This window comes from Sphingopyxis sp., from assembly GCF_034380315.1.
Lineage (GTDB): Bacteria > Pseudomonadota > Alphaproteobacteria > Sphingomonadales > Sphingomonadaceae > Sphingopyxis.
This window is the reverse complement of the sequence record NZ_JAXMPB010000008.1, coordinates 121,527-134,318: the sequence shown is the minus strand read 5'-3', so window position 1 is coordinate 134,318 and position 12,792 is coordinate 121,527. Positions and strand designations below refer to the sequence as shown.

General features: G+C 63.7%; 15 protein-coding genes and 1 tRNA gene. 10 read left to right on the top strand and 6 right to left on the bottom strand.

Annotated elements, in window-relative coordinates:
* Positions 1-185: 185 nt before the first annotated feature.
* Positions 186-261 (bottom strand) — tRNA-Thr (locus tag U0S50_RS14990).
* 80 nt (positions 262-341) lie between these two features.
* The gene (locus tag U0S50_RS14985; RefSeq protein ID WP_322309541.1) at positions 342-1,214 is read right to left on the bottom strand and encodes a hypothetical protein; all 873 of its coding nucleotides are present in this window, start codon (positions 1,212-1,214) and stop codon (positions 342-344) included.
* Between the two features lie 61 nt (positions 1,215-1,275).
* Between U0S50_RS14985 and U0S50_RS14980 the strand changes: the two genes are divergently transcribed.
* From U0S50_RS14980 to U0S50_RS14940, 9 genes are all read left to right on the top strand, one after another.
* The gene (locus tag U0S50_RS14980) at positions 1,276-1,854 is read left to right on the top strand and encodes a NifU family protein (RefSeq protein ID WP_322309540.1); all 579 of its coding nucleotides are present in this window, start codon (positions 1,276-1,278) and stop codon (positions 1,852-1,854) included.
* Between the two features lie 26 nt (positions 1,855-1,880).
* On the top strand, positions 1,881-2,474 hold the full coding sequence (locus U0S50_RS14975) for a malonic semialdehyde reductase (protein WP_322309539.1): 594 nt from the start codon (positions 1,881-1,883) through the stop codon (positions 2,472-2,474).
* Positions 2,475-2,493: 19 nt separating this feature from the next.
* On the top strand, positions 2,494-3,111 hold the full coding sequence (tsaB, locus tag U0S50_RS14970) for a tRNA (adenosine(37)-N6)-threonylcarbamoyltransferase complex dimerization subunit type 1 TsaB (protein ID WP_322309538.1): 618 nt from the start codon (positions 2,494-2,496) through the stop codon (positions 3,109-3,111).
* Positions 3,108-3,587, top strand: coding sequence for a GNAT family N-acetyltransferase (locus tag U0S50_RS14965; protein ID WP_322309537.1), 480 nt, complete (start codon positions 3,108-3,110; stop codon positions 3,585-3,587). Before tsaB ends, U0S50_RS14965 begins: the two co-directional genes overlap by 4 nt.
* A gap of 110 nt (positions 3,588-3,697) precedes the next feature.
* Complete coding sequence (locus U0S50_RS14960; protein ID WP_322309536.1) at positions 3,698-4,129, top strand: MucR family transcriptional regulator; 432 nt, start codon at positions 3,698-3,700, stop codon at positions 4,127-4,129.
* 141 nt (positions 4,130-4,270) lie between these two features.
* A complete protein-coding gene (locus U0S50_RS14955; RefSeq protein ID WP_322309535.1) occupies positions 4,271-4,696 on the top strand; it encodes a Fur family transcriptional regulator in 426 nt (141 codons plus the stop codon).
* A complete protein-coding gene (locus U0S50_RS14950; RefSeq protein WP_322309534.1) occupies positions 4,665-5,462 on the top strand; it encodes a lysophospholipid acyltransferase family protein in 798 nt (265 codons plus the stop codon). The genes U0S50_RS14955 and U0S50_RS14950 overlap by 32 nt, the downstream gene beginning before the upstream one ends.
* A gap of 7 nt (positions 5,463-5,469) precedes the next feature.
* The gene (gene miaB / locus U0S50_RS14945) at positions 5,470-6,807 is read left to right on the top strand and encodes a tRNA (N6-isopentenyl adenosine(37)-C2)-methylthiotransferase MiaB (protein WP_322309533.1); all 1,338 of its coding nucleotides are present in this window, start codon (positions 5,470-5,472) and stop codon (positions 6,805-6,807) included.
* Between the two features lie 129 nt (positions 6,808-6,936).
* Positions 6,937-7,944, top strand: coding sequence for a PhoH family protein (locus U0S50_RS14940; protein ID WP_416195001.1), 1,008 nt, complete (start codon positions 6,937-6,939; stop codon positions 7,942-7,944).
* 36 nt (positions 7,945-7,980) lie between these two features.
* On the opposite strand, the gene U0S50_RS14935 is transcribed toward U0S50_RS14940, so the two are convergent.
* Positions 7,981-8,772, bottom strand: a complete 792-nt coding sequence (locus tag U0S50_RS14935) for an SDR family NAD(P)-dependent oxidoreductase (protein ID WP_322309532.1) — start codon at positions 8,770-8,772, stop codon at positions 7,981-7,983.
* 46 nt (positions 8,773-8,818) lie between these two features.
* Here U0S50_RS14935 and pepN point away from each other — a divergent pair, with 46 nt between their 5' ends.
* Positions 8,819-11,413 (top strand): aminopeptidase N, encoded by a 2,595-nt coding sequence (pepN, locus tag U0S50_RS14930; protein WP_322309531.1) that lies wholly within the window; start codon positions 8,819-8,821, stop codon positions 11,411-11,413.
* Positions 11,414-11,428: 15 nt separating this feature from the next.
* Here the strand turns inward: pepN and U0S50_RS14925 are convergent, their stop codons facing one another.
* The 3 genes from U0S50_RS14925 to U0S50_RS14915 all read right to left on the bottom strand — a co-directional run bounded on the left by U0S50_RS14925 (position 11,429) and on the right by U0S50_RS14915 (position 12,784).
* Positions 11,429-11,692, bottom strand: coding sequence for a hypothetical protein (locus tag U0S50_RS14925; protein ID WP_322309530.1), 264 nt, complete (start codon positions 11,690-11,692; stop codon positions 11,429-11,431).
* Positions 11,693-11,752: 60 nt separating this feature from the next.
* Positions 11,753-12,073 carry a multidrug efflux SMR transporter gene (locus tag U0S50_RS14920; protein WP_322309529.1) on the bottom strand — a complete coding sequence of 107 codons (321 nt, stop codon included), beginning with the start codon at positions 12,071-12,073 and terminating at the stop codon, positions 11,753-11,755.
* 111 nt (positions 12,074-12,184) lie between these two features.
* Positions 12,185-12,784 carry an ABC-type transport auxiliary lipoprotein family protein gene (locus U0S50_RS14915; RefSeq protein ID WP_322309528.1) on the bottom strand — a complete coding sequence of 200 codons (600 nt, stop codon included), beginning with the start codon at positions 12,782-12,784 and terminating at the stop codon, positions 12,185-12,187.
* Positions 12,785-12,792: the final 8 nt, after the last annotated feature.

Below are 12,792 nucleotides of genomic sequence, written 5' to 3'. Positions count from 1 at the left end.
GTAGCCGCGCTCGCTTTGTCTGACGGTCTTGTTCCGTGTTTTCAGCCCGGTATGGCTCTTTCTATTCGACCCTACTGAGCTGTTCCGGTTAGGAGCAAACGGAGAAAAGCTGGAACCGCCGATGCGAACGGTGATACCGGAAAATCTACAAAAATGCGAGAAAATCGCATTTTTTGCGGGTCATGTGGTGCCGGCTGTCAGACTCGAACTGACGACCTACCGCTTACAAGGCGGTTGCTCTACCAACTGAGCTAAGCCGGCGCTGACTGCCCCCTAGAGCATTTTTGGGGCATTTGGGAATATCCGACTTTTGCGAAAATGCAGGATGCCGGAAAATCCGTTCATTTGATCCCGAAGGTCCAGCCCTCCGTACGTGCGATTGCGCTGGTGAGTGGGGCGGGGGACCAAGGGGCCGGGTCGTGTGCGATCGTGCGCAGCCAGGCGGCGGAGAGCAGCGCGTCGCTGTCATGGTCGCGAATGGGGCCGATGATCCCGACCCGAGGAGCGCCCAAAGCGGACAGGGCTGTGTCGAGCGCTTGTCCGTCGCGAATCTTGCTCCGCCCCGCCCGAACCCCTGCGGCGCGTGCGGCAAGGCTGGTATAGATTTCGACGATCAGCGGTCCCGTGGCCGGAACCGGATCGAGCGGCCAGAAGGGCATATGGCCGCGCAGGCGATGCAACAGGCGCATGCCCGTCAGGCTTGCCTTGCCGACCTGCGCTGCGCCGATCAGATTGAAATTGCTCACACTTGCGGCCTGGCGGCTGTCGCGCTGATATCGCTCGACCAGCCGCAGGCGCCCGGTGCCTGCCTCGAAACGATCGCCGACGTCGCCGCGTGCGTGCCGGAAATGCCGGCGGGCTTCGGGATGCGCCAGAAAGCTGCCGATTTCAAAATGCGGATCTGCTGCACTCAGGCGCTCCACCAGTGCCCACAAGGCGGGCATGCTGGCGGGGCTCGTGTCCCAGCCCGGGAAATAGGCGCCATGGTCGGCAAATGCGAATGCTGCCGAGAAATCGACACCGATCAGCGTGTCTTCGCCCGAACGTGCAATCGATTCGAGCCAGTTGAGCGCCTCGGCGCGCGACCAGACATGACGGGGGCGTACCAGCGCCGGCGCGGCCCCGTCACTCATCGCCGCGATGGCGATGCCGGGTTGGCGCGCGCCGCGTGCGCCGGACCAGTCGATTGCAGCGAAATGTCGGAAGCGGCGCATCGGGCACGTTTAGCGCCGCTTGCGGGTTGCACAAAGGGCGCCGCGCGCCCACATGCGCCCCATGCTGATCGAAACCGAATCGACGCCCAACCCCGCAACGCTGAAATTCCTGCCCGGCAGGGCGGTGATGGAGGCGGGGACTCGTGATTTTGCGACCCCGGAAGAGGCCGAGGCATCGCCGCTCGCCACGGCGCTCTTTACGCTGGGCGATGTCACCGGCGTTTTCTTCGGTCGCGATTTCATTTCGGTGACCATCGCGCCTGGCGCGGCGTGGAGCGATGTGAAGCCAGACATACTCGGCATCGTCATGGATCATTTCCTGGCTGATCTGCCGCTGTTTCACCCCGCGAGCGCCGCCGGCATCGCCGTTCCTCCGGAAACCGATGGCGGCTTTGCCGACGACCCGGCGGACGCCGACATCATCGAGCAGATCAAGGAATTGATCGAGACGCGCGTGCGTCCCGCAGTGGCCAATGATGGCGGGGACATCGTTTATCGCGGGTTCGACAAGGGCAATGTCTATCTGAAGATGCAGGGCGCGTGCGCCGGGTGCCCCTCCTCGACCGCGACGTTGAAAAATGGCATCGAGGCCTTGCTGAAACATTATGTGCCAGAGGTGACGGCCGTTCACGCCGTCTGACGAATTCGAGACAGGAGAATACCCCGATGAGCGAGCCGCTTTCCGATAGCGCCCTCGACCAATTGTTTCGCACTGCGCGCACCTATAACGGCTATCTCGACAAGCCGGTGAGCGAGGCGCAATTGCATGCCATCTGGGACCTGATGAAATTTGGCCCGACCAGCGCGAACAGCCTGCCGGCGCGGATCGTCTGGTGCGTGTCCGATGCGGCAAAGCAAAAGCTGGCGGCATTGTCGATGCCGTCGAACGGCGAGAAGATATTGCAGGCGCCGGTGACTGCGATCATCGGGATGGATCAGGAGTTTTTCGAACATCTGCCCGACCTGTTTCCGCATACCGACGCGCGCAGTTGGTTCACGGGCAATCAGGTGCTGGCGGAAACGACGGCCTTTCGCAACAGCAGCTTGCAGGGCGGCTATTTCATCCTGGCGGCGCGGGCGTTGGGGCTCGATACGGGGCCGATGTCCGGATTCGATAATGCCGCGGTCGATGCGGCTTTCTTCGCCGATCAGCCCATGGTGAAGAGCAATTTCATTACGACGCTCGGCTATGGCGATCCCGCCAGCATTTTTGAGCGCAGTCCGCGCCCCGACTTCGCGCGCTTCAATCGCATCGACTGAACGGGCGGCGCTTTTCGCGATGCGGTCCCTTGTCCTCGATTCCGCCAGCGAAGCCTGTTCGGTCGCCTTGTTCGACGACGGCATGCTGATCGATCATCGGCATGATGTGATCGGTCGCGGTCATGCCGAACGGCTCGTGCCGCTTGTTGCGGAACTGGCGAATGGTGGCCGCGCAGACCAGATATTTGTGGGTTGTGGCCCAGGCAGCTTTGCAGGGGTTCGCATTGGTGTCGCCGCGGCGCGCGGACTGGCGCTCGGCTGGAGCGCGTCGGTGCGCGGCTTTTCCACGCTGACGCTGGTCGCGGCGGTCGCCGCAGATGAGATTGCGGCGGCGGATGGAGCGCTGGTGGTGATGGAAGGCGGGCACGGGCAATGGTTTGTGCAGCCCTTCGCCGCTGATCTGATGCCGCGCCAGAATGTCCGGTCGCTGGTCCCCGATGCCGCGATATTGGAGCAGGATGCGCTGATCATAGGCAATCGTGCGGAGGCCTTTGTCGCGCGTCGCGGGTTTGGACGCGCCTTGCCATTGCTTCCCGACGCTCGGGCGTTTTTGCGTCTTCCCGAAACGGCATGCTTCGATCACCCATCGCCCATCTATGGGCGAGCGCCCGATGCCAAGCCGATGGCGGTGTCATGAGCGGCGACATCCGGCTCGATGCGGCGCGGATCAGTGATGTCGGCGACGTGATGCGCGTGATGGATGCGGCGTTCGACCCCGCTTTTGGCGAGGCGTGGAGCGCGGCTCAATTGCTGACGCTGTTCGCGCTTCCTGCGGCGCGGGTCGGCCTCGCTCGCGATGGGGAGCAGCCGTGCGGATTCTATGCCGCGCGGATCGCCGGACCGGAAAGCGAGCTGTTGCTGCTGGCCGTCGACCCGGCCTGGCGTGGAAACGGGATCGGCAGACGCTTGATGGCCGATTGGCAGAATTGGGCGCATGAGCATGGCGCCGATGACTATTTCCTCGAGATGCGCGCTGACAATGATGCGGTATATCTTTATAATGGCGCCGGATTTTCTGAATGTGGGCGTCGGCCATCTTATTATAAGGGAAAAGATGGTGTCCTGCGGGACGCAATTACCATGCGTCGAAGGACAATTTTGAATGATAATTAGCAAAACTGGCGTTGCGAAATTGCTGCCAGAATGGCATCAAGTCGGACGGGGGCATAACTCCCAACGATAACCAAAGCAAAAGCCGGTCTCAGAATAAAAGGAATGGTCTTATGTCGGAACAGGCCGATAGCAATGAAATGCTCGTCACGCTGACGGCGGATATTGTCGCCGCACATGTCAGCAACAACAGTGTCGCGATCTCGGATCTCGCGCTGATCATCAACAATGTCCATGCGGCTCTGTCGGCGCTTGGAACCGAAGTGGTTGAGGAAGAAAAGCCGGTCCCGGCGGTTTCGATCCGCGCATCGGTGAAGCCCGACCATATTGTGTGTCTGGAGGACGGCAAGAAGCTGAAAATGCTGCGTCGCCACCTGATGACGCATTATGGAATGACGCCCGAGGATTATCGCGCGAAGTGGGGGCTTCCTGCCGATTACCCGATGGTCGCGCCGAACTATGCCGAAAAGCGCCGCGAACTGGCGAAGCAGATCGGTCTTGGAACCAAGGGCCGCGGCGGCGGTCGCAAGCGCAAGAAGGCCTGAGCTTTCCTGCATCCATAATCACCTCGTCCACGGGGTAGAAGGGGGCGGCGCCATTGGTGCCGCCCTTGTTCTATGGGCGCGCTAACCCTATACAGAGGTGACAAGATAACGACACGACTGCTGAATGCAGGAAAGGCCCGCATGTCCGGTACCATCGACCTAGAAGCCCTTTGCCATGAAAAGGGGCTGCGCATCACCGAACAGCGCCGCGTGATCGCGCGCGTGATTTCTGAATCGCAGGATCACCCCGACGTCGAAACCCTCTATGAGCGTGCATCGGCGATCGACAGCGGCATTTCGATTGCGACCGTTTACCGTACCGTGCGGCTGTTCGAGGAAGCGGGTATCCTCGACCGTCATGACTTCGGCGACGGCCGCTCGCGTTATGAAGCCGCGCCCGAGGCGCATCACGACCATCTGATCGATGTCGAAACCGGCAAGGTGATCGAATTCGTCGATCCGGAGCTGGAGGCGTTGCAAAAGGTTATCGCCGAACGCCTCGGCTATCGCCTCGTCGATCATCGCATGGAGCTTTATGGTGTCGCCATCGGTCGCGACAAGGGCTGAACCCGCCCGCATTACGTGGCGCGTTGTCGCGCGCCTTTTGCTGATGGTGCTGGCGCTTGTTTTTCTGATCGTCCCGCACCTTTGCTATCGCGCTGTCGGTCGTCCGTCGCCGATGGTCATGGCTTTTTTGAATGCAGTGGGCTGGATCGCCGGGCTGCGCATCCGCACCACCGGTACGCGGCTGCGGCGCGATGTGCTGTTCGTGTCGAACCATGTCAGCTGGCTCGACATATTGGCGCTGGGCGGCGCGGCGCGCTCGGCTTTCGTTTCGAAGGCGGAGGTCGGGACGACGCCGCTTGTCGGTTGGCTCGCCGACCAGAATCACACTATTTATGTTCAGCGCGAGGCGAAGCGGGAGATTCACAACCAGGCCGATAGTCTGCGGGTCGCGTTGGCGCGGGGCCGTCCGGTGACGCTGTTTCCGGAAGGTACGACGGGGCCGGGCGACGGACTTTTGCCTTTTCGTCCCGCGCTTCTGCAAGCCGTGATCCCAACGCCGCCGCGGCTCCAGGTCCAACCCGTGCTTCTAGATTACGGCGTCGAGGCGCCCGATGTCGCCTGGCTCGACCCCGAATCGGGGCTAGACAATTTCAAGCGACTGCTCGCGCGCAAGCGTCCGATAGCGCTCACCATCCATTATCTCGATCCACTCCCCGACGCGGTCGAACAGGATCGCAAGGCGTTGAGCGAAGCGGCCCGCGCCGCGATCTCGGGTTGCATGGCGGCGACCGCGCACCCTTCCGCCGCGGCGTCGCTTCGCCTATAGCGCGCCGATGAAATCCGACTCCCCCAAAACCTTTCACGTCAAATCCTTCGGCTGCCAGATGAACGTCTATGACGGCGAGCGCATGGCGGAAATGCTGGGTGCACAGGGATATGTGCCCGCCGCCGAGGGAGGTGACGCCGATCTCGTCGTCCTCAACACCTGCCACATCCGTGAAAAGGCAGCGGAAAAAGTCTATTCGGATATCGGCCGGCTGAAGCGCGAGGACGGCAGCCGCCCGACGATCGCGGTCGCGGGCTGTGTCGCGCAGGCCGAAGGCGCGGAAATTGCCCGCCGGGCGCCGAGCGTCGATGTCGTCGTTGGCCCGCAAGCCTATCATCGCCTGCCCGATCTGATCGCGCGCGCGGAAAAGGGCGAAAAGGCGATCGACCTCGATATGCCGGTGGACAGCAAATTCGGCGCGTTGCCGAAGCGCGCCGGGGGGCAGCGTCCTACCGCCTTTCTGACCGTGCAGGAGGGCTGCGACAAATTCTGCACCTATTGCGTCGTTCCCTATACCCGCGGCGCGGAAATCAGCCGTCCTTTCGCCGACCTGATCGCCGAGGCGCGCGCGCTGGTTGCCGGCGGCGTTCGTGAAATCACCTTGCTCGGCCAGAATGTGAACGCCTGGGACGGGGAAGACGACAAGGGACGGGCTATCGGCCTCGACGGGCTGATCCGCGCGCTGGCAAGCGAGGATGGCCTCGAACGCATCCGCTATACCACCAGCCATCCCAATGACATGACCGACGGGTTGATCGCGGCCCATGGCGAGGTTGAAAAGCTGATGCCATTCCTTCACCTGCCGGTGCAGGCGGGCAGCGACCGCATTCTGGCCGCGATGAACCGCAGCCACACGGTCGACAGCTATTTGCGGATCATCGAGCGTGTCCGCGCCGTGCGCCCCGACATCGCGATTTCGGGTGATTTCATCGTTGGGTTCCCGGGGGAGAGCGACGAAGATTTCGACGCGACGCTCGCCATCGTGCGGGCGACCAATTACGCGATGGCATACAGCTTCAAATATTCGCGCCGCCCCGGCACCCCGGCCGCGACGATGGACGAGCAGGTCGACGAAGCGGTGATGAATGATCGGCTTCAGCGACTTCAGGCGCTGCTCAACGAGCAGCAACAGGCGTTCAACAGCGCGACGGTCGGACGCACGACCCGCCTGCTCCTTGAACGGACGGGAAAGCGCGAGGGCCAGCTGATCGGCAAATCGCCCTGGCTGCAATCGGTGCATGTCACCGCGCCGGGCCTCGCGATCGGCGACATGATCGATGTCCGCATCACGTCGGCAGGCCCCAACAGTCTGGGCGCCGAACCGCTGATGGCCGAGATTGGCTAGTGCACCTGGCACCGCGCGCGATCCCGCGTCGGTGGGAGCATATTGCGCTACAGCACGAACGTCCCGCTCTGGACTCCCGCCTTCGCGGGAGTACACAGTTTATGTCTTCAAGCTAGGAGATCTGCCCACGTGTCGAAACGCCCGCTGACCGCTGCCTCCCCCGCCGAACCTGGCGACCGCGTCCGATTGACGGCCGAATTTGAACGAACGCAGCTGCTCGGCATTCTTTTCGGCGAATTCGACCGCAATCTCGTCGCCATCGAAAATCGCCTTGGCGTCTATATTTCGGCACGAGGAAACCGCGTCCAGATCGAGGGCGAGGCCGAAGCCGCCGCCCGCGCCCGCGACGTGTTGACCGATCTTTATGGCCGGATCGAACGCGGAGAAGAGATTGATGCCGGGATGGTCGATGGTGTGATCGCCATGTCGGCACAGCCGACGCTTGACGGCATCATCCGCCACGACAAGGACGAAGCGCCGCCGGTGATGATCCGCACCCGCAAGAAGACGATCGTTCCGCGCGCGCCGTCGCAGGTTCCCTATATGCAGGCCCTGGCGCGTGACGACGTCATTTTCGCGCTTGGCCCGGCGGGCACCGGCAAAACCTATCTTGCGGTGGCGCAGGCGGTGGCGCAGCTCATCACCGGTAGCGTCCAGCGGCTGATCCTCTCGCGCCCCGCGGTCGAAGCAGGCGAAAAGCTGGGTTTCCTGCCGGGCGACATGAAGGAAAAGGTCGATCCCTATCTGCGTCCGCTCTACGACGCACTCCACGACTGCCTGCCCGCCGAGCAGGTCGAGCGCCGCATTGCGAGCGGCGAGATCGAGATTGCGCCGCTCGCCTTCATGCGCGGCCGCACGCTGGCCGACGCCTTCATCATCCTGGACGAGGCGCAAAATACGACGATTCCGCAGATGAAGATGTTCCTGACCCGGTTCGGGATGAACAGCCGCATGGTGATCTGCGGCGATCCGAAACAGGTCGATCTGCCGATGCCCGCGACCTCGGGCCTTGCCGATGCGGTGGCACGGCTCGAGGGGCTCGAAGGCATCAACGTCAGCCGCTTCACCAGCGCCGACGTCGTCCGCCACCCGATTGTCGGCCGCATCGTCGAAGCCTATGAAGGGCCGGGCGCCTAGGCTCCGCGCCGGATCGAATGCCGCGGCTCCAGCGGGTTAGCGGCAGGCGGCCAGTCCCTCGCGATAGGTCGCGAAGCGCGGCGTCCAGCCGAGCAGCCGTTTCGCCTTGCCGTTCGCGACACGGCGGTTCTCTGCATAAAAGGCGCGCGCGGCGGGCGACAGACCCGCTTCGTCGAGGCTTTGAAGCGGCGGCAAAGGCACCCCCAGCATTGCGCAGCCCCACTCGACGATGCAATTTTGATGGCATGGGGCCTCGTCGGAGAGGTTATAGATGCCCGGCGGCCCACCAAAGGATGCGGTGATGCCCCCCGCGATGTCGTCGACATGGATGCGGCTGAATATCTGGTCGGGAAGGGCGATGCGATGCGCGCGGCCTTCGCTTATGCGATCGAGAATCGATCGGCCGGGACCATAGATGCCGGGCAGGCGAAAGACGCGCATATCGCCGCGCAGCGCCGACCAGGCGGCATCGGCGGCATTGCGGTCCTGGCGGCGGCCCTTGACGGGGGCGCTTTCATCGACCCATGCGCCACCCGTATCGCCATAGACGCCGGTGGAGGAAAGATAGCCGACCCAGCGCGCCGGGGCGAGCGCGACCGCCTCGCCATACAGGTCGAGCACCGGGTCGCAGCCGTCCGACGGCGGGACCGAGGACAGGATATGCGTCGCCGAACGCAGCGCCGCGAGCACGGCGTTTCGGTCGTCAAAGGCGAGGCAGCCGTCGCCCCCGCCGCGCGTCGTGCCGGTCACCTCCCACCCGCGTGCGATCAAGCGGTTCGCCACATGCCCCGCCGCATAGCCGAGCCCGAAAATCACCATATGTCCCATTGCGCCCCTTATTGCGCGGTTGCGGCGCCGCGCCTAGACCGCATCTATGACCGACGCTTCCTCCGTTCCCGCCATTCCCGTCACCATCCATCGCGGCGATTATCGTCCGCCCGAATGGCAGATGCCCGATATCGCGCTCGATTTTGCTCTGGGGATCGACGAAACGCGGGTCACGGCGGCTCTTTCGGTGGTGCGCGCCGCAGAGGTGCCTTCGGCACTTGTTCTGCGCGGCGACGATATCCGGCCGCAGGCGGTGCGCGTCGATGGCGAGGTGTGGAACGGCTGGCAGATGAACGGCCCCGACCTGATCGTCGACCTCGGCGACCGCGCCGCCGCAGTGGTGGAGGTCGATACATGTATCAACCCCGCCGCGAACAGCCAGTTGATGGGGCTTTATGCTTCGAACAACATGCTGTGCACCCAATGCGAGGCCGAGGGTTTTCGCCGCATCACCTTTCACCCTGATCGTCCCGACGTGCTCAGCCGCTACAAGGTGCGGATGGAAGGCGACAAGGCGCTTTTTCCGATCCTGCTCTCGAACGGCAATTGCATCGCGGCGGGCGACGGAGAGGGCGGCCGACATTGGGCGCTGTGGGAAGATCCGTGGCCCAAGCCGAGCTATCTTTTCGCGCTCGTCGCGGGCGATCTTGTCGTCAACCGCGACCATTTCACCACCGCGTCGGGTCGCCGGGTAGAGCTTGGCATCTGGGTGCGCGAGGGCGACCTCGATCGCACCCATCATGCGATGGACGCGCTCAAGCACAGCATGAAATGGGATGAAGACGTTTATGGCCGCGAATATGATCTCGACCTGTTCAACATCGTCGCGGTCAGTGATTTCAACATGGGGGCGATGGAGAACAAGGGGCTCAATGTCTTCAATACCCGCTATATTCTCGCCGATCCCGACACAGCGACGGATGTGGACTATGACGGCGTCGAGGGCGTCGTTGCGCACGAATATTTCCACAATTGGTCGGGCAATCGCGTTACCTGCCGCGACTGGTTCCAGCTGTCGCTGAAGGAAGGTTTCACCGTCTATCGCGACCAGAGTTTTTCGGCGGCCATGGGGTCGCCGCCGGTCAAGCGGATCGAGGATGTCCGCCTGCTGCGTGCCGCGCAATTTCCGGAGGATGCGGGGCCGCTCGCGCACCCGATCCGGCCCGACAGCTATCAGGAAATATCGAACTTCTACACCGCGACCATCTATAACAAGGGAGCGGAGATCATCCGCATGATAGCGACGTTGCTCGGCCCTGAACGGTTTCGGCGCGGCAGCGATCTGTATTTCGACCGTCACGATGGCGACGCCGCCACCTGCGAGGATTTCGTGCGCGCGATGGAAGAGGGGGGCGGCATCGACCTGGGTCAGTTTCGTCGCTGGTACGAACAGGCCGGGACGCCGAAGCTGCACCTCGCGCTGACGCAGCAGGGGGAGGAATGGGTTCTCGACATCACCCAGACGGTGCCGCCGACGCCGGGGCAGCCCGACAAGGTGCCGATGATGATGCCGCTGCGCCTTGCCGCCTTTGCGATGGACGGCAGCGGTGCGGCGCTCGCCGATACGCTGGTGGTGCTGACCGACGCGGTACAGCGGGTGCCGCTCGGCCGTTTCGCCGCGCGGCCCGCACTATCGGTCAACCGCGGCTTTTCGGCCCCGGTGATCGTCGATTTCGAACGCGCGCCGGGTGAACTCGCCTGGCTCGCGGCGCATGACGATGATCCCTTCGCCCGCTATGAAGCGCTCCAGCAACTGATGCTCGACACGCTGGTCGCCGCGGTTTCGGGCGAGCCAGGCGATGCGCCGGCGGTGATCGAGGCGGTGCGAGGAACGCTGGGCGGGGCGGACGAAGACCCGGCTTTCGTCGCGGAGGCGCTCTTGCTGCCCAGCGAGGCCTTTGTCGGCGACCAGATGGTGACGGTCGATCCCGATGCGATCCGCCAAGCGCGGATGGCGTTGCAGGCGGCGATCGGTGCTGCACTCGAAAGCGAATGGCGCGCCATTCTGGCCGGGGTCGTACCGCCCGCGACCGACCTGTCGCCGACGGCAAAGGGGCGCCGCCGCCTGCGCGGTGTCGCCCTTTCCTATCTGGCCGCAGCCGGTGTTGTCGATGCCGCCGTGCTCGCGTTCGACATCTTTTCTGCGGCCGACGGGATGACCGAGCGGCAGGCCGCGCTGGCGACGCTGGCGCATGGCGACAGCGACGAGCGCGCCCACGCACTCGATATTTTCTATCAGCGTTATCGCGACAATCCGCTGGTGCTCGACAAATGGTTCCAGGTGCAGGCCTGGTCGCAGCGCGGCGATACCGTCGCTGCGGTCGAGGCGCTGGCCCGCCACCCTGACTTCACCTTGGCGAACCCCAATCGCGTTCGTGCGCTCTATGGCGCCTTTGCAGCGAACCAGGCGGCCTTTCACCAGGCCGATGGCGCGGGATATCGTCTGCTTGCGGATTTGGTCATTGCGCTCGATCCCAAAAATCCGCAGACGGCGGCACGGCTCATCCCGCCGCTCGGTCGCTGGAAGCGCTTTGACGAGGCGCGGCAAGCGCTGATGAGGACAGAGCTTGAGCGCATCCTTGCGCAGCCGGGCCTTTCGCGCGACGTGACCGAACAGGCGTCGAAAAGCCTGGCCGGCTAAGGCCGCCGCCGCCCCTTATCCGAACCAGCGTCGGCGCATCGCGGCCAGGAAAGCGGGATCGCCGACCGGGTAACCCGACGCGGAGCCGAGAACGGCGTCGATGCCGCAGTGCGGGCATAATGCGCTGCCCGCCTCATCCGCGATCCATTCGGTGATGGCGTCGAAGGCAAAACCGGCGCCGCAGTGGAAACAGCCGCAGCGGTCGCTGCGCTCAAGTTCGGCGCGATGCCGACTCGAATGGCGGTGCGCAGCGCTCAGGCTGGCCTCAGAATATTCCATCGTGCGATTTTCCTTGCTGGTCGCTCGGGATAAGTGGGTGGAGATAGCGCGGGTATCTCGTCAGTTTGACGCGAATAACTTCGTCCCGACCACGCCGATCACGATCAGTGTCATGAATCCGGCCTGCACCGTGCTTACCTTTTCGCCAAAGAATATGGTGCCGCCGATGATGACGCCGACCGCGCCCAGCCCGGTCCAGATTGCATAGGCGGTTCCTGCCGAAATTTCGCGCATGGCAAAAGCGAGCAGCGCCATATTGAGAAAACTGAGCGTGATCGGAACGACGGAGGCTTGCCATGTCCCGAGCGTTGCTGCCCATTTCAGGCTGAGGGCCCAGCAGATTTCAGTGAAAACGGCGATGGCGAGGATGATCCATCCCACGAGCGAGTCCTTTCCGGTCGGCGGGCTCGTCGGGAAGGCGCAGACCGGAAACCCGAAAGAGGCCGTGCGCGCCGGTGCCGATAGGCGCCCCGGCGCGGCTTGGCAAGCGGGTCAGCCGCCCACCCAACCCGCGACATCGGCCGCAACCTTGTTCGCCGCGCGGGCCAGTGCTTCGCCGACGGGCTTTGCCTCGACCTTTCCGGCAATGGGTTCGCGGACTTCGAACCGTTGCTGCGTCACTGCCTTGCCTTCGGCGGACACCAGCATCGCCTGATAGGCGACGACGGCCTCGTTCGTTCGAGCATCGACGCCGAATTCCATCAATTGCCCGGCGAGCTGATCGCCGGGGGCGGCAAGATACTGCCCCTCGTCCATGACGACGCGCGCACTGCTGGCGGCGATCGTTTCGGAGAGTAGCCGCTGGAAGAGCCGCTGCGGCGCTTCGACCCACTGGGCTTCCTTTACATAGGCGATGCTGCTGTCATCCTGTTGCACCGGAATACGCTGCGTGCGCAATTTTTGCGGCGCGGTCGGGATCAGGATGGTGAGCGGGGTTTGGGCCGTCGACGAGCGCGCTTGTCCGGCGGCGGGGGCGGCATCGGCGTCGAGCGTCAGCAGAAAGGGTGGGGGTTTGCCACCCAGGCTGACGCAGGCGGACAGGGCGAGCGCACTCGCCGCGGCGAGCATCGGGACGGACAGGCGGCGGATCATGGTCGGCA

What these genes read in the sequence shown, in the direction of transcription:
- U0S50_RS14985 (WP_322309541.1), bottom strand. Translation starts at nt 1,214, where the DNA reads ATGCGCCGCTTCCGACATTTCGCTGCAATCGACTGGTCCGGCGCACGC.
- U0S50_RS14965 (WP_322309537.1), top strand. Translation starts at nt 3,108, where the DNA reads ATGAGCGGCGACATCCGGCTCGATGCGGCGCGGATCAGTGATGTCGGC.
- U0S50_RS14915 (WP_322309528.1), bottom strand. Translation starts at nt 12,784, where the DNA reads ATGATCCGCCGCCTGTCCGTCCCGATGCTCGCCGCGGCGAGTGCGCTC.
- U0S50_RS14935 (WP_322309532.1), bottom strand. Translation starts at nt 8,772, where the DNA reads ATGGGACATATGGTGATTTTCGGGCTCGGCTATGCGGCGGGGCATGTG.
- miaB (WP_322309533.1), top strand. Translation starts at nt 5,470, where the DNA reads ATGAAATCCGACTCCCCCAAAACCTTTCACGTCAAATCCTTCGGCTGC.
- tsaB (WP_322309538.1), top strand. Translation starts at nt 2,494, where the DNA reads ATGCGGTCCCTTGTCCTCGATTCCGCCAGCGAAGCCTGTTCGGTCGCC.
- U0S50_RS14980 (WP_322309540.1), top strand. Translation starts at nt 1,276, where the DNA reads ATGCTGATCGAAACCGAATCGACGCCCAACCCCGCAACGCTGAAATTC.
- pepN (WP_322309531.1), top strand. Translation starts at nt 8,819, where the DNA reads ATGACCGACGCTTCCTCCGTTCCCGCCATTCCCGTCACCATCCATCGC.
- U0S50_RS14960 (WP_322309536.1), top strand. Translation starts at nt 3,698, where the DNA reads ATGTCGGAACAGGCCGATAGCAATGAAATGCTCGTCACGCTGACGGCG.
- U0S50_RS14950 (WP_322309534.1), top strand. Translation starts at nt 4,665, where the DNA reads ATGGTGTCGCCATCGGTCGCGACAAGGGCTGAACCCGCCCGCATTACG.
- U0S50_RS14955 (WP_322309535.1), top strand. Translation starts at nt 4,271, where the DNA reads ATGTCCGGTACCATCGACCTAGAAGCCCTTTGCCATGAAAAGGGGCTG.
- U0S50_RS14925 (WP_322309530.1), bottom strand. Translation starts at nt 11,692, where the DNA reads ATGGAATATTCTGAGGCCAGCCTGAGCGCTGCGCACCGCCATTCGAGT.
- U0S50_RS14975 (WP_322309539.1), top strand. Translation starts at nt 1,881, where the DNA reads ATGAGCGAGCCGCTTTCCGATAGCGCCCTCGACCAATTGTTTCGCACT.